Here is a 24,311-nt window from a genome sequence, read left to right as displayed (position 1 = left end):
CGGGCGGCTGGGAGGGCGTGCGCGGCGGCGGCGCGGCTCGGGATGCGCCGGGTGGCGGGCTCGGCGCGCGCGAGCTGCTGCCCGCGGAGCGATCGATCGCGCCGGACTTCATGGTCAGCGCGATGCGCTTGCGCGCGACGTCCACCTCCTTGACGCGCACGTTGACCACGTCGCCGGCCTTGACCACCTCGCGCGGGTCTTTGACGAAGCGGTCCGACAGCTCGGAGATGTGCACGAGCCCGTCCTGGTGCACGCCCACGTCGACGAAGGCGCCGAACGCGGCCACGTTCGTCACCTGGCCTTCGAGGACCATGCCGGGTCGCAGGTCGGAGATCTTGTGGACGCCCTCGGCGAACGTCGCCGTGCGGAACGCGGGACGGGGGTCGCGGCCGGGCTTCTCCAGCTCGGTGATGATGTCGGTGACCGTGGGCAGCCCGAAGCGGTCGTCGACGAACTCCCTGGGCGCCAACGACCTCAGCTTCGGCGCGTTGCCGATCAGCGACCCGATGTCGGTCTTGGCGCGGGCCAGGATGCGGCGCACCACCGGGTAGGCCTCGGGGTGCACGCCGGAGACGTCGAGCGGGTCGTCGCCGCCGCGGATGCGCAGGAAGCCCGCGCACTGCTCGAACGCCTTCGGGCCGAGCCGGGGCACGTCGGCCAGCGCGGTGCGGGTGCGGAACGGTCCGTTGGCGTCGCGGTGGGACACGATGTTCTCCGCGAGGCCGGTGGTGATGCCGGAGACGCGGGTGAGCAGCGGCACCGACGCCGTGTTGAGGTCGACGCCGACGCCGTTCACGCAGTCCTCGACGACCGCGTCGAGCGAGCGGGACAGCTTCACCTCGGAGACGTCGTGCTGGTACTGCCCGACGCCGATGGACTTCGGGTCGATCTTCACCAGCTCGGCCAGCGGGTCCTGCAGCCGCCGCGCGATCGACACCGCGCCGCGCAGCGACACGTCGAGGTCCGGCAGCTCCTGCGACGCGTACGCCGACGCCGAGTACACCGACGCGCCCGCCTCGGAGACCATCACCTTGGTCAGCTTGAGGTCCGGCGCCTTCGACAGCAGCTCGGCGGCGAGCTTGTCGGTCTCCCGCGACGCGGTGCCGTTGCCGATCGCGATCAGGTCCACGTCGTGCAGCTTGGCCAGCCGGTACAGGGTGGCGAGCGACTCGTCCCAGCGCTTCGCGGGCGCGTGCGGGTAGATCGTGTCGGTGGCGACGACCTTTCCGGTCGAGTCGACGATCGCGACCTTGACGCCGGTGCGCAGCCCCGGGTCGAGACCCATCGTGGCGCGAGTGCCCGCGGGGGCGGCGAGCAGCAGATCGCGCAGGTTCGCGGCGAACACGCGGACGGCCTCGTCCTCGGCGGCGCCGCGCAGCCGGGTGCGCAGGTCGATGCCGAGGTGGACGAGGATGCGGGTGCGCCAGGCCCAGCGGACGGTGTCGGCGAGCCACTTGTCGGCCGCGCGGCCCTGGTCGTCGATGCCGAAGCGGGCCGCGATCCGCGCCTCGTAGCCGGGGTCCGCCTCCTCGTCCGCGGTCGGCTCGAGGGTCAGCTCGAGCATCTCCTCCTTCTCGCCGCGGAACATGGCGAGGATCCGGTGGGACGGCAGCTTCGTGAACGGCTCGGAGAAGTCGAAGTAGTCGGCGAACTTCGCGCCGGCCTCCTGCTTGCCGTCACGGACCTTCGCGACCAGGCGGCCCTGGTGCCACATCCGCTCGCGGAGCGTGCCGATGAGGTCGGCGTCCTCGCCGAACCGCTCGACGAGGATCGCGCGGGCACCGTCGAGCGCGGCCTGCACGTCGGCCACGCCCTCCTCGGCGTCGACGAAGACCGCGGCGGCTGCCTGCGGGTCGGTGTCGGGGTTGTCGAGGAGGCCGTCGGCGAGTGGTTCGAGGCCGGCCTCGCGCGCGATCTGGGCCTTGGTGCGGCGCTTGGGCTTGTAGGGGAGGTAGATGTCCTCGAGCCGGGCCTTGGAGTCCGCGGCCATGATCTGCTTGGTCAGCTCGTCGGTGAGCTTGCCCTGGCTCTTGATGGAGTCGAGCACGGCCGCGCGGCGCTCCTCCAGCTCGCGCAGATAGCGGAGCCGTTCCTCGAGCGTGCGCAGCTGGGCGTCGTCGAGCGCGCCGGTCGCCTCCTTGCGGTACCGGGCGATGAACGGGACGGTCGACCCGCCGTCGAGCAGCTCCACGGCGGAGCGCACCTGACGCTCGGCGACGGTGAGCTCCTCGGCGATGCGCTGGAACACGGAGGGAGGGGTGGCGATCGCGGTCACGGCAGAGCATTCTGCCGCGCGCCACCGACAGTGCGTCGCCCCGGTCGCGTGTTTCGCCGGATTCTCTGGCCGGCAGCCGTCCGGCAGCCGATGGCCCACCGCCGACCCGGCCGGCTCCGCCGTCGAAGGATGGCCGCCGTGCGCGGGCGCGGTCGCGATGCGGGGCGGCGAGGTGCGGCTGGCAGGATTCTCAGGTTGGTGCGGTTACCGTCGAAGTCAGGGGCGGGGGAGCCCCGGCCCGAGATCGCGGCGAGTGCACGACAGGTCGCTTGTCGCTATCTGTTACCGGAAGTCCGACCGATGCTGAGAGTTTCCGCCGGTAGTGAACTGAGACCCCAACCACAGTCACTTGCAGTTAGTTTCAGGGCTGCGATGATTGCAACCATGAAACCAACGGTGTCACCCTCGGTCGAGACGGTGACCGATGACGTCGTGGGGTTTCTGTCGCATCTGAAGAAGAGCGGCGAGGCGCACATATTGGGTGTCGCGGCCGGACTCGATCTGTCATTCTCCCAACTACGCGCCCTTTTCGTGCTCGCCGACTGCCATGACGAGCTGGCGGTGCACGAGCTCGCGGCGCGTCTCGGGTCGTCCATGGCCACGGCGGGGCGTGCCGTGCAGGCGCTGTCCCGGGCCGGAATGGTCACGCGCAGGGAGGACGAGCAGGACCGCAGGGTCAAGCGGGTCAGGCTGGCCGAGCACGGCCGCGTTCTGGTGGCCGGATTCGTGCACGCGCACCGCGAGGCCGTTCGCGAGTGCGTCGAGTCGCTCAGCGACCACGAGCGAGAGCAACTTTCCAAGGCTCTGGCGCCGATTCTCGCTCGGGGGGACAACGAAAGTTCAGCAATTGGCTGCTAGGCAAGGGGAAGGGCTTTGACGCAACCAACGACTCCGGCACCTGCCGCGGGGGCGGCATCACAGGGGTCGGACAAACTCGACCGAAGAGTCCTCGCGATCGGCGGCGTCGTCGTTCTCGGCGCGATCATGGCGATGCTCGACATCACCGTGGTCAACGTCGCGCTCGACCGGCTGATCATCGAGTTCAACACGACGCTCGACCAGATGCAGTGGGTGGTGACCGGCTACACCCTGGCGCTCGCGACCGTGATCCCGCTGTCCGGCTGGGCCGCGGACCGGTTCGGCACCAAGCGGATCTACCTCACCGCGATATTCCTCTTCATGGCCGGCTCGGCACTCGCGGGCATGTCGTGGTCCGCGGGATCGCTGATCCTGTTCCGGGTCCTGCAGGGCCTGGGCGGCGGCATGCTGATGCCGCTCGGCATGACGATCCTGACCAAGGCGGCCGGGCCCGAGCGGGTCGGCCGGGTGATGGCCGTCCTCGGCGTGCCGATGCTGCTCGGCCCGATCGTGGGCCCGATCCTCGGCGGCTGGCTCGTCGACGACGTCAACTGGCGCTGGATCTTCTTCATCAACGTGCCGATCGGCATCCTCTCGCTGATCCTGGGCGCGCGGATCCTCGACAAGGACGAGCCGCGGCCGACCGAGAAGCTCGACGTGCTCGGCCTGATCATGCTCTCGCCGGGTCTCGCCGCGCTGATCTACGGCCTGGCCCAGGTCCCCTCGCACGAGGGCGTCGGCCATCCCGAGGTGTACATCCCGGCGCTCGCCGGGGCGATCCTCGTGGCCGGGTTCATCTGGCACGCCGCGCGCACGCCGCACGCCCTGATCGACCTGAAGCTGTTCCGTGACCGCGGGTTCTCGGTCGCACTGATCACGATGGTGCTCTTCGTGATCGCGTTCTTCGGGGCCATGCTGCTGTTCCCGCTGTACTTCCAGCAGGTGCGGGGCGAGGGGGCGCTGAACGCGGGCCTGCTGCTGGCGCCGCAGGGCATCGGTGCGATGATCATGATGCCGCTCGCCGGGATGCTCGTGGACCGCGGTTGGGCGGCCCGGATCGTGCCGTTCGGGATCGTGGTCATCGCGGGCACGATGACGATGTTCACGCAGCTGACGGACACCACGTCGTACTGGACGATCGGCGGCACGCTGTTCGTGATGGGTATCGGCATGGGCATGACGATGATGCCGGTCATGTCGATCGCGCTGAAGACACTGAAGCAGGAGCAGGTCGCCCGCGCGTCGACGAGCCTGAACATCATCCAGCAGGTGGCCGCGTCGATCGGTACGGCGATGCTGTCGGTGCTCCTGTTCAACGAGGTCAAGGACCGGCTGACGCCGGTCATCGCTCAGCTGCAGGCCCAGGCTCCGCCCGGGACGCCCGCACCGTCCGCGACGTCGATCCGGGACCTGCCCGAGCAGGTGCGCCAGCTCCTGACCCCGCCGCTCGCCGACGCCTACTCGTCGACGTTCGTGTGGGCCGCGGTGCTGCTGGCCCTGGCGTTCATCCCGGCGCTGTTCCTGCCGCGTGGCAAGGTCGCGCCGGCCGAGCAGGCCGGGCCGGCGAACGAGCCGCCGGCGGTCATCGAGGACGACCTCGGCGACCTCGACGAGCAGCACCGGCCCGAGCCGGTGGGCGAGCGCGAACGCCGCTGAGTTGACGAAAAAACGGCGCCGGGAGTCCGCACGGACTCCCGGCGCCGCCGTCTCCCGGCGTCGTCTCAGCCGAGCTGCAGGACTCCGACGCGGCCCTGCGCGCCGGACGCCCAGCAGGCGCCGTCCCGACCGCAGTCGACCGTGTCGAACGTGCCGTCGTCGAACTGGTGCCAGCGCCGGCCGCCGTCGACGCTGACGTCGCTGCCGGTCGGGCCGACCGCGAGCAGCACCGAGCCGAGGAACGGGTGGTAGGTGACCGCGGACCGGTAGCCGGCAGGCGAGTTCACCGGCTCGCGCCAGGTGCGCCCGCCGTCGGAGGTCAGCGCGAGGTTGTGCTCGCCGCCGGCCGGGTTCGCGAAGTCGCCGCCGATCGCGATGCCCTGCCGCGGCGTGCGGAACGCGACCGCGAACACGCCCGCGCTCGGACCGCTGAGCAGTGGCGTGTCGCTGACGGTCCAGGTCCGGCCGCGGTCGGCGGAGTGCAGCACCCGCGCGGACGCCCCGCCGCCGGTCGCGATCCACGCGTCTCGCTTGCCCGTGGTCGTGACGCACTGCCCGCTCGCGGCGAACTCGAACTCGCCCTCGAGTGCCGGCGGGATCCCGTCGTCGGGCACCCGCGTCCACGACCGTCCACCGTCCGATGTGGACAGAATGCGGAAGTGGCCGTCGACCGGATCCCCGGCGGCGAGCCCGTACCGGCGGTCGAAGAACGCTATGCAGTCGTAGAAGGCGGCCGGCTCCGTGTTGCGGAACGTCTCGGTCCAGGTGGCACCGCCGTCGGTGGTCCGGTAGATCCGCGAGTCCTCGCCGTTGCCGATCGTCATGGCCACGGCGGTGCGCTCGTCGAACGCCTCGATGTCGCGCAGCTCGAGGGTGGCGGTGTCCGGCGGGCCGACCTGCCGCCAGGTCTTGCCCCCGTTCACGGTCCGCAGCACGGTGCCGCGGGCACCGCTCGCCCACGCCACGTGCCGGCTGATCACCGAAAGGCCGCGTAGCTGCGCGTCGGTTCCGGTCGGAGTGAGCCGCCAGGACAGCGGGTCCGCGCTCGCGGTGCCGCTCGGGGCTACCGCCAGCGCGGCCAGGACTAGCAGGACTGTCGCCCATGCACGCTTCATGACCCGGCAAGATAGCGGGGAAGGGGAGGAGCGTGAAGTGGACGAGGTACGGCTGCGGCCGCCGCGCAACCGGGTCGAGCGGCGCGCGGTGAGCTACTGGCTGACGAACGAGGGCCTGAGCGCGATCGTGCCGGCGGCGGTCCTGGCGGTGCTGGCCGCGATCATCACGCCGGCCCGTCCGTGGCTGCTGCTCGCGATGGGCGTCGTGCTGGTGATCGGCATCCCGTACGCGGTGGTCGTGCCGCTGTGGCGCTACCGCGTGCACCGCTGGGAGGTCACCGACGACGCCGTCTACACCCGCACGGGCTGGCTGTGGCAGGAGTGGCGGATCGCGCCGATGTCGCGCATCCAGACCGTCGACACCGCCCGCGGGCCGCTGGAGCAGCTGTTCCGGCTGTCCAGCGTCACGGTCACCACGGCATCCGCGGCCGGCCCGCTCAAGATCCAGGGGCTCGACCACGAGCTCGCCGCCGGGCTGGTGGCGCGGCTGACCGAGACGGCACAGGCCAACCGCGGGGACGCGACGTGACCGTGGCCGCCGAGAAGGCCGGTGGGATGACGGGCGAGTGGCGGCGGCTGCACCGGCGGACGGTCGCGGTCACCGCGCTGACGCTGGCCGGGCTGAGCGTGTCGATCGGCGCGCCGATCGTGCTCGGCATGCTGCGCGACGACGACCGCGCGGCCGGCCCGGTGCTGCTCGTCGCGGTCGGCGCGGCGATCCTGCTGACCGGCGGCGGCATGCTCGTGGACCGGCTGCGCTGGCGGCACACGAGCTACCGGGTCACCGCCGAGCGGGTCGAGCTGCGGTTCGCGTGGGTCCTGCACACGCAGCGCTCGATCCCGCGGGAGCGCGTGCGCACGGTCGACCTGACCGCGAACCCGCTGCTGCGCGCGTTCGGGCTGGCGAAGGTCAAGATCGGCACCGGCCAGCGGGTCACCGGCCAGCACAGCCACGTCACGCTCGACCCGGTCGACCGGGCACACGCCGAGGAGCTGCGGCGGGTCCTGCTCGATCGCGCGCCTGCGGCGCCCGCCCGGGCCGCGCGACCGGACCCGCCACTCGCCGAGCTCGACTGGCAGTGGCTGCGGTACGCGCCGATCTCGGTCACCACGCCGATCCTCGGCGCGGCCGCGTTCGGCGCGGTGATGCAGGCGTCGGACTGGCTGGGGCTGCAGGGGGAGATGTTCGAGACCGTCCGCGACCTGTTCGGCGGGCTCTCGGTCCTCGGGCTGATCGGGTTGCTGGTCGCAGCCGGGCTCGTGGTCGGCTTCGTCGGCTCGCTCGGCCTGTTCGTCGAGATGTGGTGGCGCTACCGGCTGACGCGGGAGGGTGGCACGCTGCGCGTGCACCGCGGGCTGCTGACCACGCGCTCGCTGTCGCTCGAGCAGCGCCGGCTGCGCGGGGTCGACGTGTTCGAGGCGCTCGGCTCGCGGTTGCTCGGCGCGGCCCGGGTCGACGTCGTGGCCACCGGGCTCCAGGTCCGCTCGGACAACGAGCGGTCGGATCCGAAGACGTTGCTGCCGGCGGCCCCGCTCGCGGTGGCGCACCGGGTCGCGGTCGACGTGCTCGGCGCGTCCCCGCTGTCCGATGTGGACATCCGGCGGCACCCGCGGGCGGCGCGGACCCGGCGGGTGCGCTGGGCGCTGCTGGCCGTGTTCGGCGTCGTCGCCGTGCTGGCGGTGCTCGGCTCGCTGCTCACGACCGTGCTGGTCCATCTCGCGTGGATCGCCGCCGTGGTGGCGACGCCGCCGGCGCTGGCCCTGGCGCTCGACGACTACCGCAACCTCGGCCACGGCCTGTCCGGCGACTACCTCGTGACCCGGTACGGCGCCGGCAGCCGGCACACGGTGGCGCTGCTGCGCAGCGGGGTGATCGGGTGGACCGTGCGCCGCTCGCTGTTCCAGCGCCGCGCCGGCCTGGTGACGATCGCCGCGACCACGGCCGCGAACAACGGCGAGTACGTCATCCGCGACGTCGGCGAGAGCGAGGGCTTGTCCTTCGCCGCCGAGGCCGTGCCGGACCTGCTCACGCCGTTCCTGGAACCACGGCCGTAAGGTCGACCTCGAGAAGCGGACCGGGACGGAAGGGGCGGGAGACCTCGACGGTGGTGCCCGTCGGCAGCGGGTCACCTCGAGTCGGCGCCGTCCGGTTGAGCACGTACTCGTGGCTGGGTTGCGCTCCGTTCCCGTCGGGTGCGGTTGGCGGCCACCGGGTGCGTGCCGCGCTGCTCGACGACCCGGAGGTTGACATAGGGGTCATGCCGTCACCTCCTGGGTAGCGATGGCGCGGAAGTCCTGGCCGGCCAGGGCAGGGAGGGCAGCTCGCAACCTTGCCAGGGCGGCGCCGGCGAGCGGCACGTCCGCGTGGTCGAGTGCCAGGCCCAGGTCCTTCTCCGCCAGCTCGGTGGCGTAGTGGACATCCGGCAGCGTGCTGCGTTCCAGGACGACCGCGAGTGGGCCCGCCGCCAGCAGGCCGTCGACGAAGTCGGGCGACAGGTGCAGTGCCGCGCCGAGTTCGCGCAGCTCGCCCAGCAGCACCGTCGCGGTGACGACCGCCGTGATCGCGACCAGCTTCGCCGCCGCACCGGTGCCCGGGCCGCCGCAGCGCTTCACGGTGCCGAGGGCCTCCAGCACCGGCGCCACGGCCTCGACGTCCGCGTCGACGCCGCCGGTGAAGATGGTCAGCTCGCCGCGCTCGGCCGCGCCGATGCTGCCGCCCACCGGCGCGTCGACCAGCCGGACGCCCGGCAGCTTGCGAGCCAGCGTGCCCAGCGCGGTCGGGCCGATCGTGGACATCTCGACCAGTACGGCGTCCGGCCGCGGTGGCATCCCGAGCACGACCGCCGCCACGGCTTCCGGGCCGGTCAGCATCGTGATCACGACGTCCGCGTCCGCGACGGCGTCGGCCGCGGTGGCGGCGGTCGACGCACCGGCGACGGACTTGCCGGGCGTGCGGTTCCAGACGGTCACCTCGTGTCCGGCGGCGACCAGCCGGGCGGCCATGCGGGAGCCCATGTGGCCCAGGCCGAGGAATGCGATGGCTGACATGCCTCGACGCTATGGCCCTTAGCAGAGATGCGACAAGCGAATGTTTCGCATGGTAGACATGCGCAATGGACATCGCCGGGCTGACCGCCTTCCGCGAGGTCGCCGTGCACGGCTCGATCACCGCGGCCGCGAAGTCGTTGCGGTACACGCAGTCCGCGGTCTCCCGGCAGATCGCCGCGCTGGAGGAGTCGGTCGGCGCCGCGCTGTTCGACCGCGGCTCGCGGGGCGTGCGGCTCACCGGCGAGGGACAGCTGCTGCTCGAGCACGCCGAGGCGGTGCTCGACCGGCTGGAGACCGCGCGGCGCAACCTGGCCGCGCTGCGCGGGCTGAACTGCGGCCGGCTGCGGATCGGCGCGTTCGCCACGGCCGAGGCGGTACTGGTGCCGCGCGCGATGGCGGCGTTCCACGCCGCGCATCCGAGCGTCGAGCTGTCGCTGTCCGACGGCGTGTCCGCGGCACAGATCGCCCGGCTGCGCGCCGGTGAGCTCGACGTGGCGGTGCTGAACGTCCACGACGGACAGCCGGCGAACCTGGCCGGCCTGATGCTGCGGCATCTGCTCGACGACCCGATCCTCGTCGCCCTGCCGCCACGGCACCGGCTGGCCACCCGGCGCGCGGTGCGCCTCGCGGAGCTCGCCGGCGAGAGCTGGATCGCGGGCTCGACGGCGGTGGAGGACACGTTGATCGGTGCGTGCCTGCGCTCGGGCTTCCGCCCGCGCGTGCACTACGTCGTGCCCGAGTGGACGGCGAAGCAGGGCCTCGTCGCGGCGGGCCTGGGCGTCACGCTGCTGCCGGGGCTCGGGCTGGACGCGGTACGTCCGGACGTCGTCGTGAAACGCCTGCGGGCGGAGCCGACCCGCGCGATCTACGCGGCGACCGTCGAGGGTGTGTCCGGCCCGCCGGCGGTGCCGAACTTCCTCGAGCACCTGGCCGAGAGCGCCGCGCGGCTGCGGCGTGACCTGTCCGCTATGCCTCGCTGATCGGCGCGTGCTTGCCCGGCCGCTCGAGGTACGTCTCGTCCGGCTCGCGGAACCCGAACCGCCGGTACAGCTCGTGCGCGTCCGCGGTGTGCAGCATCCAGCGGAACTCCGCACCCGGCCCGTCGTCGATCATCGCCTTGACCAGCGCCTTTCCCAGCCCGTGGCCGCGCGCCTGCTCGACCACGAAAACGTCGGCCAGGTAGGCCAGCGCCACGCCGTCGGAGATCGCCCGGGCGAACCCGACCATCCGGCCGGTGCCGGCCTCGTACGCACCCACGACCCGCCACGCGCCGGCGAGCTGCCGCTCCACCGCCGAGCGGCCGCGCCAGCGCCCCCAGTACGCCTGGGTGGACATGAACTGCCAGACCACGTCGACGTCGACGCGGTCCGGGTTGTCGTCGAGCTCGAAATCCACGCCGCGATGCTGTCGCGTTTGTGCAAGCGACGCCACTCGTTTGCGCCGTAGCGTCGCCTCATGGAACTCCACGAGACGATGGCGAAGGCCGCCGCCTCCGCGCTGGCCGTCGTGCGGAACGTGAAACCGGACCAGCTCGCGGCGCCGACCCCGTGCAAGGAGTGGGACGTGCGTCAGGTGGTGAACCACCTGATCTTCTGGTCGGCGTTCCGCTCGGAGCTGGCCGCCCGCAAGGAGAAGGCCCCCGCCGACGACCCGGTCACCGAACAGACCGACTTCACCGCCGAGCCCGGCTGGCCGGACATGCTGGCCCGCCAGCTGGACCGGGCGGTGGCCGCGTGGGGTGAGCCCGGGGCGATGGAGGGCGACACCGGACTCGCCGGCGGCTCGATGCCGGCCAGGATGATCGCGATGATGATGATCGGCGAGCTGGTGGTGCACGGATGGGACATCGCCCGCGCCACGGGCCAGTCGATCGACACCGACCCGGACGTCCTCGCCATGGCCCACGAGATGGCCGTCGAGATGGGCGACATGGGCCGTAAGTACGGCTCCTTCGGCGAGGAGGTCAGGGTGCCCGAGGACGCCCCGCTGCTCGACCGGGTCCTGGGCCTCAGCGGCCGCGATCCACAGTGGACTCCCTGAGAGCCCTGGGCAACCGCGGCGCCACCACGCCGCTCTGCCGAGCCAGCACGGAGGCGACCCGTGCCCAGTCGCCGACGCCGACCTCGGTGGCCGCCGAGCCGGGGTCGACACCGGCCTGACGCAGCACCCGGCGGCCGGCCCGGTCGCCGGCAAGGGCCGCGACGACCCGCCGTGCCGGCAACGGCGGCTCGCCGTAGGCGAAGCCGAGCAACGCCCACAGCACGGCGGCCGCGCGAGTGTCCGAACCGGACCGCGGCCGCACCGACAGGTGCGCGGCGTCCACCGACGGCGCGGGGCTGAAGCAGCGCGCGGGAACCCGGCGGACCAGCCGCAGCTCGTGCCGCGCGGCCCACCACGCCGACTCGCGGGACCGCGGCCGCGCGGACGTGAGCCGCCGCGCCAGGCCCCACTCCACGACCAGTTCGGCGCGCCGCAGGCGAACGGGCACCGGCGAGAGCAGGCGGCGCAGCAGCGGCGTCGAGACCGCGAACGGGATGCTCGACACGACCGCGAACCCGCGCCGCGGCAGCGGGACCCGGCGCAGGTCGCCGTGCACCACGCGCACCGACGAGCCGAACCGGCGGTGCAGGACCTCGACGAACGCGTCGTCACGCTCGACGGCCAGCACCCGCGCGCCGGTGGCGGCGAGCGGCGCGGTGATGGTCCCGGGACCGGCCCCGAAGTCGATCACCAGGTCACCGGGGCCGACGCCGGCGTGGCGGATCAGGGACTCGACGACCCCGGGACAGGAAAGCAGGTGGACACCAGGAGACGTCGCACGCATGGGAAAGCTGCTCCAGGCACGGAAGGAGAACGGGGGTGCGTGGAGACAGCGACGGCCGTAGGACGACCGAAGCCCGGAGACAACCGAGGCAGCGTCAAACCGTCGCTGTCAGCGACGGCGCAGCCTTAACGACGCGGTTCCCATACCGATCACGTTAAGCGTCCCGGCAACCGAATTAAGCTGCGCACATGGCAGAGGTCCTGGTCGTCGGCGGCGGCATGGCGGGCATCTCGATCGCCTACGAGCTCGCCGCGCACGCGCGGGTCGTGCTCGTCGAGGCCGAGCCGACGCTCGCCGCGCACACCACCGGGCGCTCCGCCGCGATCTTCGCCCCGAGCTACGGCGGCCCGGTCGTGCGCGCGCTCACCGTCGCGAGCGCACCCCGCTACCGCGCGCTGCAGACCGAGCTCGACACGCCGCCGCTGCTCACGGAGCGCCTGGTCGTCTGGCTCGGGGCGGACGAGGAGGGCGCGGCACACCTCGAGAAGCTCCCCGCCGAGCCGATCACGCCGGCGCAGGCGCGCAGGCTCTGCCCGGTCCTTCGCCAGGTCGTCGCCGCCGGCCGCGACGACGGCGCCAGCGACATCGACGTCATGGCCCTGCACGACGGCTACCGCCGCGGCCTGCGCGAGCGCGGCGGCACCATCCGGACCGGGCACCGCGTCACCGCGATCGCGCGGGACGGCGCCGGCTGGCGGGTCACCGCCGACGAGGAGCTCACCGCCGACGTGGTGGTGGACGCGGCCGGCGCCTGGGCCGACGAGGTCGCGACGCGGGCCCGCGTGCCGACCGTCGGCCTGCGCCCGCTGCGCCGCACCGCCGCGATCGCCTCGGGCACGCAGCCGATCGATCCGGGCTGGCCGCTCGTGGCCGACGCCGCCAACCGGTACTACTTCCGCCCCGAGGGCGAGCGGCTGCTGATCTCCCCGTCCGACGAGACGCCGAGCGAGCCGTGCGACGCCAAGCCCGACGAGCTCGACGTCGCGCTCGCCATGGAGCGCATCAACGAGCACACCACGCTGGGCCTGCGCCGCGTGCACACCGCCTGGGCCGGGCTGCGCTCGTTCGTCGCCGACCGCGCACCCGTCGTCGGCGAGTGGCCGGGGCATCCGGGGTTCGCGTTCTTCGCCGGGCAGGGCGGCTACGGCATCCAGATGGCCCCCGCGCTCGCCGCGTACGGCGCCGCGCTCGTGCTGGGCCGCTCGGTGCCCGGCGACATCGACGTCGCGGCGCGGGACGTGTTGCCGGGAAGATCAGCGAACTAAGGTGGCCAAGACGAAGGGAGTCCAATGTCGGACATCGCGGCGCGCCTCGGCGAGATCGTCGGCGCCGAGCACGTGCTCTCCGGCGACGCGATCGGTGCGGACTACACCCATGACGAGACGCTGACCGCCGAGCCGACCCGGCCCGCGCACGTCGTGCGCCCGGCGAGTGCCGACCAGGTCGCCGCGGTCCTCACGCTCGCCGGCGAGACGGGCACCCCGGTCACCGCCCGAGGCAGCGGCACCGGCCTGTCCGGCTCGGCCACCCCGCGCGCGGACGGCATCCTCGTGTCGTTCGAGCGGATGAACAAGATCCTCGAGGTCGACACCGAGAACCACGTGGCCGTCGTCCAGCCCGGCGTGACGCTCACCGAGCTGGAGGAGCGGACCAAGGCCGACGGCCTGTTCTACCCGGTCTACCCGGGCGAGCTGTCCGCGAGCCTCGGCGGCAACGTCGGCACCAACGCGGGCGGCATGCGCGCGGTCAAGTACGGCGTGACCCGCCATCACGTCCTCGGCCTGCAGGCCGTGCTGCCCACCGGCGAGGTCATCCGCACCGGCGGCAAGTTCGTCAAAGCCAGCACCGGCTACGACCTGACCCAGCTGATCGTCGGCTCCGAGGGCACGCTCGCGCTCGTCACCGAGGCCACGCTCAAGCTCCAGCCACGGCTCGCCCACCAGGCCACGGTCCTCGCCCCGTTCGCCGACCTCGGGTCGGTCACCCACGCGGTGCCGAGGATGGTCGGCAGCGGTCTCGGCCCGCTGATCCTCGAGTACATCGACGGGTTCACGATGGGCGCGATCACCCACACCGCCGACCTGCAGCTCGGCATCCCGGACGAGATCCGCGACAAGTCCCAGGCCTACCTCGTCGTCATGCTGGAGGACAACTCCACGCAGCGGCTCGACGAGGACGTCGAGGCGGCCGGCACGCTGCTCGGCGAGCTCGGGGCGCTGGACGTCTACGTGCTCCCCGGACCGGCCGCCCGCAAGCTGATCGAGGCGCGCGAGAAGGCGTTCTTCACCGCGAAGTCGGCCGGGGCCGACGACATCATCGACACCGTCCTGCCGCGCGCCGCACTGGCCGAGTTCTTCACGAAGGTGCTCGAGATCGCGCAGGGCAACCAGACGCTGGTCGTCGGCTGCGGGCACGCGGGCGACGGCAACGTGCACCTCGCGGTGTTCCAGAAGGATCCCGAGGTGCGGCACAAGGTCCTGCACGAGCTGTTCGCCACGGGCATGGCGCTGGGCGGCGCGATCTCCGGCGAGCACGGCATCGGGCACGAGAAGAAGCGGCACTTCCTGGAGCTGGAGGATCCGAACAAGCTCGAGCTGCTGCGCCGGATCAAGGGCGCGTTCGACCCCAAAGGCATCCTCAACCCCGGCGTGTTGTTCGACTAAGGAGCTCTTCTATGAATGGCGCGCAGGCGCTGCTGCGGACCCTCGTCGACGGTGGCGTCGACGTCTGCTTCGCCAATCCCGGCACGTCCGAGATGCACTTCGTCGCCGCGCTCGACGCGGTGCCCGAGATGCGTGCGGTGCTGAGCCTGTTCGAAGGCACGGTGACCGGTGCGGCCGACGGCTACGGCCGGATGGCCGGCCGGCCCGCGGCGACCCTGCTGCACCTCGGCCCGGGCATGGCGAACGGCCTCGCGAACCTGCACAACGCGCGCCGCGCGCACACCCCGCTCGTCAACGTGATCGGCGACCACGCCCGCTACCACAAGGGGTTCGACGCGCCGCTCGAGTCCGACATCGACGCGCTGACCGGCTGGCTGCAGGGCTGGTCGCGGACCACGAAGACGCCCGGGGAGGTCGGCGCGGACGCCGCCGCCGCGATCGCGGCCGCGCGGGCCCAGCCCGGCCAGCTCGCCAACCTGGTGCTGCCGGCCGACGTGTCGTGGTCGGACGGCGGCGTGGTCGGCGAGCAGGAGCCGGTGGCGCCGCCGGTGCCGGTCGACGACGACCGGGTCGCCGAGATCGCCAGGGTCGTGCGCGGCGGCGAGCCGACCGTCATGCTCCTCGGCCACGGCACGACCCGCGAGCGCGGGCTGCTCGCGGCGAGCCGGATCGCCGCGGCCACCGGGACCAAGCTGTTCGCGGAGACGTTCCCGGCCCGCATCGAGCGCGGCGCCGGCCTGCCGGCCGTCGAGCGGCTCGGATACCTCGCCGAGCAGGTCCAGTGGCAGCTCTCCGAGGCCAAGCATCTCGTGCTCGTCGGGGCCAAATCCCCGGTGTCGTTCTTCGCCTACCCCGGCAAGCCCAGCGAGCTCGTACCCGACGGCTGCCACGTGCACGTCCTGTCGGTGCTCGGCGAGGACGGCACGGGCGCGCTCGAGCACCTCGCCGACGAGGTCGCGGCCGGCGGGCAGCCCGTGCTGCAGGAGGCGTCGCGGCCGGGCGTGCCGAGCGGGACGCTCACACCACAGAACTGGACGGAGGTCATCGGCGCGCTGCTGCCCGAGGCGGCGATCGTCGCGGACGAGGCCAACACGTCCGGCCTGATGATCCCGATGACGACCGCGGGCGCGCCGCGCCACGACGTGCTCACGCTGACCGGCGGCGCGATCGGACAGGGCCTGCCGGTCGCGGTCGGCGCCGCGATCGCGAGCCCGGACCGGCCGGTGATCTGCCTGCAGGCCGACGGCAGCGCTATGTACACGGTGTCCTCGCTGTGGACGATGGCGCGCGAGGGCCTGGACGTCACCACGGTCGTGCTCAACAACCGGGCCTACGCGATCCTGCGGATGGAGCTGTCCCGGGTCGGCGCGGAGGCGGCCGGGCCGAAGGCGAGCCAGCTGCTCGACCTGTCCGGGCCGGACCTCGACTTCGTGTCGCTGTCGCAGGGCATGGGCGTGCCGGCAACGCGCGCGACCACGGCGGAGGAGCTGGCCGACCAGTTCGCGAAGGCCCTCGCCGAGCCCGGTCCACACGTCATCGAGGCGATGGTCCCGCCACTCGTATAAGGGGAACAATTCATGCTGGTACAGAACCTGGCGGTGCTGGTGCTCGCCGGCTTCGTCGGTTTCGCGGTGATCTCCAAGGTCCCGAACACACTCCACACCCCGCTGATGTCGGGCACGAACGCCATCCACGGCATCGTCGTGCTCGGTGGGTTCATCGTGCTGGGGCAGGGCGCCGACGGCGTGCTGAACAAGATCCTGCTGGTGATCGCGATCGCGTTCGGCACGATCAACGTCGTCGGCGGGTTCCTGGTCACCGACCGGATGCTGGGGATGTTCAAGGAGAAGAAGGACGTCGGCAAGTGAGCGAGCTTGCGAGCGAACTATTGACACCGGGCGACCGTGAACGGCTGCACCGAGCCTGCGAGGGGGCGTCGTGAACTGGATCCACGACGAGGCGTTCATCCAGTCGCTGTACATCGTCGCGTTCGCGTTGTTCATCTACGGCCTCATGGGGCTCACCGGACCGCACACCGCCGTGCGTGGCAACAAGATCGCCGCGGTCGGCATGGCGGTAGCGGTCGTCGCCACGCTGCTCACGCCCGGGCTCGGCAACTGGTGGCTGATCCTGCTGGGCGTCGCGATCGGCACCGCGGTGGGCATTCCGGCCGCGCGCAAGGTACGGATGACCGCGATGCCGCAGATGGTGGCGCTGTTCAACGGTGTCGGCGGCGGCGCGATCGCGCTGATCGCCTGGGTGGAGTTCCGCGACAGCAACGGGTTCTCCGACCGGCCGGCCTACGTCGCGGTGGCGTCGCTGTTCGCGGCCATCGTCGGGTCGATCTCGTTCTGGGGCTCGAACATCGCGTTCGGGAAGCTGCAGGAGATCATGCCCGGCCGGCCGATCAGCGTCGGGCGGCTGCAGCAGCCGCTGAACCTGCTGATGCTGCTGATCGCGGTGGCGCTCGCGGTGATCGTGGTCGCGGGCGGCCAGTCCGAGTGGCTGATGGTCGGGCTGCTGATCACCGCGTCCGTGCTCGGGCTGCTCATCGTGCTGCCGATCGGCGGCGCGGACATGCCGGTCGTGATATCGCTGCTGAACGCGGCCACGGGCCTGTCGGCCGCGGCGATGGGCCTGGCGCTCGACAACACCGCGCTGATCGTCGCCGGCATGATCGTCGGCGCGTCCGGCTCGATCCTGACGAACCTGATGGCGAAGGCCATGAACCGGTCCATCCCGGCGATCGTCGCGGGCGGCTTCGGCGGCAACGGCTCGGGCGGCGGCGCGGTGGAGGCCGGCGACCGCGCTGTGCGCCGGACGAGTGCCGCGGACGCGGCCATCCAGCTGGCGTTCGCCCGGCAGGTGATCGTGGTGCCCGGATACGGTCTCGCGGTGGCGCAGGCGCAGCACGCGGTGCGGCAGCTGACCGGGCTGCTGGAGCAGAAGGGCGTGTCGGTCGCCTACGCGATCCACCCGGTCGCGGGCCGGATGCCGGGGCACATGAACGTGCTGCTGGCGGAGGCCGACGTGCCGTACGAGCACCTGCAGGAGATGGACGCCATCAACGACGAGTTCGCCCGCACCGACGTGACCCTGGTGATCGGCGCGAACGACGTCACCAACCCGGCGGCCCGCTCGGACCCGAGCTCCCCGATCTACGGCATGCCGATCCTCAACGTGGACGAGAGCCGCTCGGTGATCGTGCTGAAGCGCTCGATGCGCCCGGGCTTCGCGGGCGTGGACAACGAGCTCTACTTCGACCCGCGCACGAGCCTCCTGTTCGGCGACGCCAAGTCCTCGGTGCACGACATCACCGAGGAGCTCAAAGCTCTCTGAGCAGCTCCTCGGTGGTGACGACCGGCCCCAGCCGCGGGAACACGTAGCCGACGGCGAAGTCGTGGGCGTGCGCGTGCAAGCCGGTCATCGCGTCGGATACGGACACCACCCGGTAGTCGTGCTCGTCGGCGGCTCGGGCGGTCGACTCGACCCCGAAGTTCGTAGCGATCCCGCCCATGACGACGGTCTCGATCCCCTTGGCGCGCAACGCCTCGTCGAGCCCGGTGCCGTGGAAGGCGCCCCAGGTCCGCTTGACGATCCGCACGTCGTCCGGTTGCGGATCGCACTCCGGCGCGAGCCCGCTGCCCTCGGGCTGCGGGTCCTCACCCGGCCGCTCCACGGTCACCCAGACCACGAGCCCGCCGGCCGCCCGCAGCGCGCGGGTGATCGCCACGCAGCGGTCGCGCACCTCGGGGCCGGAGTGTGGCGCGCGGTCGCCGTCGACGATGCGCGGCATGAGATCGATCGCGATCAGCGCGGTGCGGGTGGCTTCGAGGTTCAATGAAGTCATGACCCGCGAGCTTAGGAAGGCGCCCGCCGAGCCGGATCCCGGGTTGTTCGGGCCCGACTCGGTCAGCTGGCAGCTGCACGCCCAGACCGCGATGTGGCTCGCCGGGATACGCAGCCTCTACCTCCAGGCGCTGCACCCGCGCGCGGCCGCCGGCGTGGTCCAGAACTCCAACTTCCGCGACGACCCGCTCGGGCGGCTCGTGCGGACCGCGAACTTCGTCGGGGCCACCGTCTACTGCACGCGCGAGGAGGTCGCCGAGCGGGCAGCGCGGGTCCGGCGGGTGCATCGCGAGCTCCGCGCGGTCGATCCCGAGACCGGCAAGCGCTTCCGTGTCGACGAGCCCGAGCTTCTCCTATGGGTGCACTGCGCGGAGGTGTCGTCGTTCCTGTCGGTCGTGCGGCGGGCCGGGTTTCCGCTGACCGCCGCGCACGCGGACCGCTACTTCGACGAGCAGCGGCTGTCCGCCTCGCTCGTCGGCCTGGCCCCGGACGAGGTGCCGGGATCCGTCGCGCAGATGAAGGCCTACCTCACGGCCATGCGGCCGCGGCTGCGGCGAACCCCGGACGCCGACGAGATCTACCGGTTCCTGCACCGCCCGCCCGTGCAAGGCGCGCTCGCGCTCGGCCTGCGCCTGTACGAGCCGGTCGTCGGGCACCTCGGGTACTCGCTGCTGCCGCGCTGGGCCGTCGCCATGTACGGCCGCCGCGCCTACCCGGCACCGGTGGCCACCGCGGCCCTGCGCGCGGTGACGGCCGGCGTGCGGACGTTCCTGCGCAACGCCGCGCGGCTCACGCCCGGCGGACCGCGCCTGGGCAGGCTGGAACCACACCCCTTGTGGGCGGTCGACCGACTAGGCCCCTGGGCAATGCCCTCCGCCACCCGCCTACCAAACAAAACGCCACCGTCGGATCATTGAGCGAAGTCCGGCCCCGAAAGACGCAACCCTTAGGGACCGTGACGAAACGCAACCACCACCCACGCCGCCAACCCGCACCCTCCGCCGGAACGCAACCAACACTTTGAATTCCGGGGAGGCGGGCAGGCTAGTGTGCTTCCTGGAAGCGCATGACCAGTGCCTGCGGCACCCGGCCCCGGTCCGCGACGGTCTCGCCCTGGCTGCGGGCCCACTCGCGGACGGCCTGCGTGTCCGGCTTCGCCGCCCCGTTCGTCGCGGTCTTGCCGCGACCCTTCCGGCCGCCCGTGCGACGGGCGTGCCCGACGTACTCGGCGAGCGTGTCGCGGAGGCGGGCGGCATTGGCGGCGGAGAGGTCGATCGCGAACTCGACACCGTCGAGGGCGAAGGCCACGGTCTCGTCGGCCCGCCCACCGTCGAGGTCGTCGACCAGCTCCAGGATCGTCTTCTGCGCCACAGGATTCCTCCGCGCGTGGGATTTCAGAGCGCACTGAGGATAGCGGGGTCCGGGTGCGGCACCGGTCAGGGTGCGCGGTGTGGCGCGTGCCGCACGCGTCACACCCGGACTACGGGGCTTCCAGGTTCAGCGCGGCGTTCGCCAGCTTCACGAGATCGACGTCGTCCGGTGTGGACGGGGCGCCGATCCACACGGCCTGCACCAGCTTGAGGCTGTTCCCCTCCCGGCCGCTCGCGTACGCGGCCGACTCGAAGAAGGGCTTGTGCTTGCCCGGCCACGGCACGCTCTCGGCGGACGCGTCGACGATCGCGCCGCTGCCCGGCTTGTCGGCGACCGTGTTCAGGTCGGTGGCCGTCGCGCTCTGCGCGAAGCGCAGCACGGCCACGAGGATTGCCGCCGACCTGCCGTCCGCCTTCGACTCGAAGCGCATGCGGACCAGCTCCGCGCAGGGGTTCTTCTGCAGGTAGGCCTGCACGTCCCCGTAGGCGTGGGCGGCGCAGTTCTTGTCCGTCGACGTGCCCTTCGGGAGGAAGGAGACGCCGTTGACCTCGACCGCGCTGGACTCCGTGCGGTCGGTGCGCGTCCCGCCGGACGCGTCGTCGGCGTCGCCGGCCGACGCCACCGCGAACACGATGCCGGTGAGCAGCAGCATCGCCACCAGCACGGCGGAGCCCACAGGCAGCCAGCGCAGCTGGCCGCCGCGGGAGGAGGGTCTGGTCGGGCGGGGCGGGCGCGACGCCTCGGTGATCCGGGGGATCACCATCGTGCTGGCCGCGGACAGGTCCGGCTTGACGGTGTCGGGGAACCCCTCGGCCTCGAGATCGAGCGCCGCGATCGTCGAGTTGTCCGGCTGCAGCACGGTGAGGAGCGCGCGTGCCTGGCTGGCGGTGCAGGGGCGCGGGTGGGTGGCGAGCTCGCGCGCGGCGGTGAGCAGCGTCATCGGCTCGGGATGCAGCACGCGGATGCCGCGCAGCAGGTCGGCGGTCGGCTGCTCGACCTTGGACACGTACGGCCCGACCGCGATGACCGTGGCCACGGGCAACTGCTCGACGCGGGCCTGCTCGAGGTGGCTGTTGATCGTGCCCACGGCCTCGAGGACCTCGGTGGCGGGGTTGACCGCACCGTCGGGTCGCACGAGGGGCCAGCCGTCGGTCTTCCACTGGCCGGCGAGCGGGGCCTCCAGCCGGACGGCCGGGTCGGGCAGGTCGACGCCGACGACGACCAGCAGGCCGCGCGGCAGCAGCACGATCGCGTCGACCGGACCGGCCTCGGCGACCTTGGCGCCGAGCAGCGCCACGCCGCCGACCACGCCGTCGCCGCGGCCCCACGAGGCGAGCGCGGCGCGTACGTCCGCACCGACCTCTGAGGACTCCCCGCCGAGCCGGATCAGGCGCACCGCATGCCTCCCCCCATCCTGTGGCGTAACCCCTCCACCGTATCCGCCCGGCGTCCGGGCGCAGCTCGCGACCGGGTGATTTCGTGCCGGTATGGCGGGAACGCGTGTGCGCAGGGCACAATGGTCGCCAATAGCTGCAAATGGAGTGTGCGGGCTGCCCGCCGCGACGAGGACGTAGGGGAAGACGGTTCCTCGTCGATCAAGCGGAGGTCAGCAGTGAGCACTCGTGGCGTGGTGTACGTCCACTCGTCGCCGTCTGCGGTATGTCCGCACGTCGAGTGGGCGATTTCGGGCACCCTGGGAGTCCGGGCGAACCTGCAGTGGACCGCGCAGCCGGCCGCGCAGGGGCAGCTGCGGGCCGAGTGCGGCTGGACCGGCGACGCCGGCACGGGAGCCAAGTTAGTGTCCGCGCTCAAGGCCTGGCCCATGATCCGCTTCGAGGTCACCGAGGAACCGAGCCACGGCGTCGACGGCGAACGCTTCTGCTTCGTGCCCACGCTGGGCCTCTGGCGCGCCCGCACCTCCGCGAACGGCGACATCGTGGTCGGCGAGGACCAGCTCCGCGCGATGGCGACGACCAGCCGGGCGGGGGAGGCGTTCGCGCACAAGATCGACGAGCTGCTCGGCGCGTCGTGGGACGACGCGCTCGAGCCGTACCGGCGGGCCGGCGACGGGGCGCCGGTCACCTGGTTGCACCGGGTCGGCTGAACCGGCTGTGGCACCCTCTACGGGTGCCGTCCGATCGTCCCCGCCAGCTGTGGCTGCTGCCGGTGCTGCTGATCACGGTCATCGCGACCGCGGTGGGCGGCCTGCTGGCCCGGACCTACTACGACGACCCCGGACCGAGCACGCCCGACGCGGTGGTGCCGTCGTCGACGGCGCCGCGTGGCGCGCAGCCCGGCCCGGCGAAGGTGCAGGGGACGATCGACGCGGTCGACCACCCGCTGTTCGGCACCGTGCGCGAGCTGCTGCAACGCTACTTCAACGCGATCAACGCCAAGGACTACGAGGCCTGGCAGTCCACGGTGATCCGTGAGCGGGTGGAGCGCCAGCCGGAGGACCAGTGGCAGGCGGCGTACCGGTCCACGCAGGACGGCAGCATCGTGATCTACCGGATAGAGCTGGGCGAGGAGGACACCGCGCGGGTCCTGCTGACGTTCCACAGCACGCAGGACCCGGCGGACGCGCCGCAGGAGCTGCCGGAGCCGTGCATCGAGTGGAGCGTGGTCTTCCCGCTCATCCTCCAGAACGACGGCTGGAAGCTGGACGCCTCGCCCGCGAGTGCCTCCCCGCAGCACGAGCGCTGCGACACCTGACCCGATCGCGCCGGCGTATCAGGCGGCGGTGAAGGCCAGGGCCACGTTGTGCCCGCCGAAGCCGAACGAGTCGTTGACGGCCGCGTTGAGGTTCAGCTTGCGCGGCTCGCCGGCGACCACGTCCAGGGCCACCTTCGGATCCTGGTTCTCCAGGTTCCGGGTGGCCGGGATGATGCCGTGGTAGATCGACAGGATCGTGATGATGCTCTCGACCGCGCCCGCGCCGCCGACCAGGTGGCCGAGCGCGCTCTTCGGCGCGGTGAGCACGACGTGGTCGCCGATGGCCTTCGTGATCGCCACGGCCTCGCCGATGTCGCCGACGACGGTCGACGTGGCGTGCGCGTTCACGTGGCCGACGTCGCCGGGCGACAGGTCGGCGGTGCGCAGCGCCTCGGTGATCGCGTTGATCTGGCCGACGCCCTCCGGGTGGTTGCCCGTGATGTGGTACGCGTCGGAGGTGATGCCGGTGCCGGCGAGCCGGCCGTAGATCCGCGCGCCGCGGGCCCGGGCGTGGTCCTCGCGCTCCACCACGAGCACGCCCGCGCCCTCCCCGAGCACGAATCCGTCGCGGTCGATATCGAACGGGCGGGACGCGCGGTCCGGCTCGTCGTTGCGCAGCGACAGCGTGCGTGACTGGGCGAAGCCGGCGACGGTGATCGGCAGGATGCACGACTCCGTGCCGCCCGCGACGACCACGTCGGCCCGCCCGTTCTGGATCATCTGCCACGCGGTGGCCAGGCCCTCGGCACCGGACGCGCACGCCGACGCCGGGGAGTGCACCCCGGCCCGGGCCATCAGCTCGATGCTGACGTGCGCGGCCGGGCCGTTGGGCATGAGCATCGGCACGGTCAGCGGCGAGACCTTGCGCAGGCCCTGGCTCTCCAGGAGGTCGTCCTGGCCGAGCAGCGTGCTCGGGCCACCGATGCCGGTGCCGATGGCGACGCCGAGCCGGTCCGGGTCGACGGGCTGGCTCTCCTCGGACGGCGTCTCGAACCCGGCGTCCGCCCACGCCTGCCGCGCCGCGATGATCGCGATCTGCTCGCAGCGGTCCAGCCTGCGCAGCTGCACGCGGGGCAGCACCTCCGAGGGCTCGACGGCGAGCGGGGCGCACAGCCGGGCGGGCAGGTCGAACTTCTCCGCCCACTCGGCCTCGTTGATGCTGATCCCGCTGCGGCCCGCGAGCAGCCCGTCCCAGGTGGACGCGACGTCGCCGCCGAGCGGCGTCGTCGCACCCATGCCGGTGATGACCACATCGACCGTGCTCATTGCCCCCTCCGTGGTGGCTTACCCGCTGGACGGCGGTGTGTCAGGCGTTCTTGGAGACGTAGCTGACCGCGTCCCCGACGGTCTTCAGGTTGGCGAGCTCCGCGTCGGGGATCTTCACCTCGAAGCGGTCCTCGGCCTGCACGGCGATCTCGACCATGGACAGCGAGTCGATGTCCAGGTCGTCCACGAACGACTTGTCGGCGGTGACCTCGTCGGCCTCGACGCCGGCGACCTCTTCGACGATCTCGGCGAGACCGGAGAGGATCTCTTCGTCAGTGGGCTTGGCCATGGGGTTTCTCTCTTTCTGTGGGTAACAGGGAAACTAGGGGCAGATCACGACCTGGCCGGCGTAGGACAGCCCGGCGCCGAAGCCGATCATCAGCGCGACGTCACCGGAGTGCACCCGGCCCGCCGCACGCATGTGGTCGATCGCCATCGGGATGGACGCCGACGAGGTGTTGCCGGAGGTCACGATGTCGTCCGCGACGACCATGTCCTCCCGCGCGCCCGCCTTGCGCAGCCGCTTGGCGATCGCCTCGACGATGCGCAGGTTCGCCTGGTGCGGGATCAGAACGTCTACATCGGACGGTTGCAGCCCGGCGGCCTCCAGGGCACGCAGGGCAATCGGCGCGATCTGCGTGGTCGCCCAGCGGAACACCGACTGCCCCTCCTGG

General features: G+C 72.1%; 25 protein-coding genes. 14 read left to right on the top strand and 11 right to left on the bottom strand.

Annotated features, from left to right (window positions below; all coding sequences use genetic code 11):
* Positions 1-2,275 (bottom strand): Tex family protein (locus VH969_RS16285; protein ID WP_414638530.1); only part of this gene is annotated, 2,275 nt, incomplete at its 3' end.
* A gap of 384 nt (positions 2,276-2,659) precedes the next feature.
* Between VH969_RS16285 and VH969_RS16280 the strand changes: the two genes are divergently transcribed.
* Together VH969_RS16280 and VH969_RS16275 are read left to right on the top strand one after the other, a co-directional pair.
* A complete protein-coding gene (locus VH969_RS16280) occupies positions 2,660-3,133 on the top strand; it encodes a MarR family winged helix-turn-helix transcriptional regulator (RefSeq protein WP_331974940.1) in 474 nt (157 codons plus the stop codon).
* Between the two features lie 15 nt (positions 3,134-3,148).
* Complete coding sequence (locus VH969_RS16275) at positions 3,149-4,789, top strand: DHA2 family efflux MFS transporter permease subunit (RefSeq protein WP_331974938.1); 1,641 nt, start codon at positions 3,149-3,151, stop codon at positions 4,787-4,789.
* 65 nt (positions 4,790-4,854) lie between these two features.
* On the opposite strand, the gene VH969_RS16270 is transcribed toward VH969_RS16275, so the two are convergent.
* Positions 4,855-5,904 carry a WD40/YVTN/BNR-like repeat-containing protein gene (locus VH969_RS16270; protein ID WP_331974936.1) on the bottom strand — a complete coding sequence of 350 codons (1,050 nt, stop codon included), beginning with the start codon at positions 5,902-5,904 and terminating at the stop codon, positions 4,855-4,857.
* Here VH969_RS16270 and VH969_RS16265 point away from each other — a divergent pair.
* Together VH969_RS16265 and VH969_RS16260 are read left to right on the top strand one after the other, a co-directional pair.
* Positions 5,903-6,433, top strand: coding sequence for a PH domain-containing protein (locus tag VH969_RS16265; protein ID WP_331974934.1), 531 nt, complete (start codon positions 5,903-5,905; stop codon positions 6,431-6,433). The genes VH969_RS16270 and VH969_RS16265 overlap by 2 nt on opposite strands.
* Positions 6,430-7,959: a PH domain-containing protein gene (locus VH969_RS16260; protein WP_331974932.1), complete on the top strand. Its 1,530-nt coding sequence runs from the start codon at positions 6,430-6,432 to the stop codon at positions 7,957-7,959. The genes VH969_RS16265 and VH969_RS16260 overlap by 4 nt, the downstream gene beginning before the upstream one ends.
* 201 nt (positions 7,960-8,160) lie before the next feature.
* On the opposite strand, the gene VH969_RS16255 is transcribed toward VH969_RS16260, so the two are convergent.
* Positions 8,161-8,952, bottom strand: coding sequence for an NAD(P)-dependent oxidoreductase (locus VH969_RS16255; RefSeq protein ID WP_331974930.1), 792 nt, complete (start codon positions 8,950-8,952; stop codon positions 8,161-8,163).
* Positions 8,953-9,017: 65 nt separating this feature from the next.
* Between VH969_RS16255 and VH969_RS16250 the strand changes: the two genes are divergently transcribed.
* A complete protein-coding gene (locus VH969_RS16250; protein WP_331974928.1) occupies positions 9,018-9,932 on the top strand; it encodes a LysR family transcriptional regulator in 915 nt (304 codons plus the stop codon).
* Here the strand turns inward: VH969_RS16250 and VH969_RS16245 are convergent.
* The gene (locus tag VH969_RS16245; RefSeq protein ID WP_331974926.1) at positions 9,919-10,347 is read right to left on the bottom strand and encodes a GNAT family N-acetyltransferase; all 429 of its coding nucleotides are present in this window, start codon (positions 10,345-10,347) and stop codon (positions 9,919-9,921) included. The two genes, VH969_RS16250 and VH969_RS16245, sit on opposite strands and share 14 nt — an antisense overlap.
* A gap of 60 nt (positions 10,348-10,407) precedes the next feature.
* Between VH969_RS16245 and VH969_RS16240 the strand changes: the two genes are divergently transcribed.
* Complete coding sequence (locus tag VH969_RS16240) at positions 10,408-10,992, top strand: TIGR03086 family metal-binding protein (protein ID WP_331974924.1); 585 nt, start codon at positions 10,408-10,410, stop codon at positions 10,990-10,992.
* Here VH969_RS16240 and VH969_RS16235 read toward each other — a convergent pair.
* Positions 10,961-11,776, bottom strand: a complete 816-nt coding sequence (locus VH969_RS16235) for a ribosomal RNA small subunit methyltransferase A (protein ID WP_331974922.1) — start codon at positions 11,774-11,776, stop codon at positions 10,961-10,963. The two genes, VH969_RS16240 and VH969_RS16235, sit on opposite strands and share 32 nt — an antisense overlap.
* A 188-nt stretch (positions 11,777-11,964) precedes the next feature.
* Here VH969_RS16235 and VH969_RS16230 point away from each other — a divergent pair, with 188 nt between their 5' ends.
* The 5 genes from VH969_RS16230 (at position 11,965) to VH969_RS16210 (ending at position 17,778) form a co-directional block, all read left to right on the top strand.
* On the top strand, positions 11,965-13,041 hold the full coding sequence (locus VH969_RS16230; RefSeq protein ID WP_331974920.1) for an NAD(P)/FAD-dependent oxidoreductase: 1,077 nt from the start codon (positions 11,965-11,967) through the stop codon (positions 13,039-13,041).
* Between the two features lie 24 nt (positions 13,042-13,065).
* Entirely contained in the window at positions 13,066-14,439 is a 1,374-nt protein-coding gene (locus VH969_RS16225; RefSeq protein ID WP_331974918.1) for an FAD-binding oxidoreductase, read from the top strand.
* Between the two features lie 11 nt (positions 14,440-14,450).
* Positions 14,451-16,004: an acetolactate synthase large subunit gene (locus tag VH969_RS16220; protein WP_331974916.1), complete on the top strand. Its 1,554-nt coding sequence runs from the start codon at positions 14,451-14,453 to the stop codon at positions 16,002-16,004.
* 12 nt (positions 16,005-16,016) lie between these two features.
* Positions 16,017-16,307, top strand: coding sequence for an NAD(P) transhydrogenase subunit alpha part 2 (locus VH969_RS16215; RefSeq protein ID WP_331974914.1), 291 nt, complete (start codon positions 16,017-16,019; stop codon positions 16,305-16,307).
* 70 nt (positions 16,308-16,377) lie between these two features.
* Positions 16,378-17,778: an NAD(P)(+) transhydrogenase (Re/Si-specific) subunit beta gene (locus VH969_RS16210; RefSeq protein ID WP_331974912.1), complete on the top strand. Its 1,401-nt coding sequence runs from the start codon at positions 16,378-16,380 to the stop codon at positions 17,776-17,778.
* Here VH969_RS16210 and VH969_RS16205 read toward each other — a convergent pair.
* Complete coding sequence (locus tag VH969_RS16205) at positions 17,765-18,289, bottom strand: isochorismatase family protein (protein ID WP_331974910.1); 525 nt, start codon at positions 18,287-18,289, stop codon at positions 17,765-17,767. The two genes, VH969_RS16210 and VH969_RS16205, sit on opposite strands and share 14 nt — an antisense overlap.
* Between VH969_RS16205 and VH969_RS16200 the strand changes: the two genes are divergently transcribed.
* Positions 18,288-19,205, top strand: coding sequence for an oxygenase MpaB family protein (locus tag VH969_RS16200; RefSeq protein ID WP_331974908.1), 918 nt, complete (start codon positions 18,288-18,290; stop codon positions 19,203-19,205). The two genes, VH969_RS16205 and VH969_RS16200, sit on opposite strands and share 2 nt — an antisense overlap.
* A 127-nt stretch (positions 19,206-19,332) precedes the next feature.
* Here VH969_RS16200 and VH969_RS16195 read toward each other — a convergent pair whose 3' ends face one another.
* Entirely contained in the window at positions 19,333-19,659 is a 327-nt protein-coding gene (locus VH969_RS16195; RefSeq protein WP_331974906.1) for a histone-like nucleoid-structuring protein Lsr2, read from the bottom strand.
* Positions 19,660-19,768: 109 nt separating this feature from the next.
* A complete protein-coding gene (locus VH969_RS16190) occupies positions 19,769-21,055 on the bottom strand; it encodes a hypothetical protein (RefSeq protein ID WP_331974904.1) in 1,287 nt (428 codons plus the stop codon).
* 216 nt (positions 21,056-21,271) lie between these two features.
* Here VH969_RS16190 and VH969_RS16185 point away from each other — a divergent pair, with 216 nt between their 5' ends.
* Both VH969_RS16185 and VH969_RS16180 read left to right on the top strand, forming a co-directional pair.
* On the top strand, positions 21,272-21,763 hold the full coding sequence (locus VH969_RS16185; protein WP_331974902.1) for a DUF3145 domain-containing protein: 492 nt from the start codon (positions 21,272-21,274) through the stop codon (positions 21,761-21,763).
* Between the two features lie 23 nt (positions 21,764-21,786).
* Positions 21,787-22,371, top strand: a complete 585-nt coding sequence (locus VH969_RS16180) for a hypothetical protein (RefSeq protein ID WP_331974900.1) — start codon at positions 21,787-21,789, stop codon at positions 22,369-22,371.
* An 18-nt stretch (positions 22,372-22,389) separates the two neighbouring features.
* Here VH969_RS16180 and VH969_RS16175 read toward each other — a convergent pair whose 3' ends face one another.
* From VH969_RS16175 to VH969_RS16165, 3 genes are all read right to left on the bottom strand, one after another.
* Positions 22,390-23,637: a beta-ketoacyl-[acyl-carrier-protein] synthase family protein gene (locus tag VH969_RS16175; protein WP_331974898.1), complete on the bottom strand. Its 1,248-nt coding sequence runs from the start codon at positions 23,635-23,637 to the stop codon at positions 22,390-22,392.
* 40 nt (positions 23,638-23,677) lie between these two features.
* A complete protein-coding gene (locus VH969_RS16170) occupies positions 23,678-23,926 on the bottom strand; it encodes an acyl carrier protein (protein ID WP_331974896.1) in 249 nt (82 codons plus the stop codon).
* A 33-nt stretch (positions 23,927-23,959) separates the two neighbouring features.
* Positions 23,960-24,311: 3-oxoacyl-[acyl-carrier-protein] synthase III C-terminal domain-containing protein (locus tag VH969_RS16165; protein WP_331974894.1), on the bottom strand; the 352-nt coding region annotated here is incomplete at its 5' end.

It is taken from the genome of Actinophytocola sp., assembly GCF_036555685.1.
GTDB lineage: Bacteria > Actinomycetota > Actinomycetes > Mycobacteriales > Pseudonocardiaceae > Actinophytocola.
Note: the sequence above shows the minus strand (reverse complement) of the source record. Positions and strands in the feature narration are given on the sequence as shown.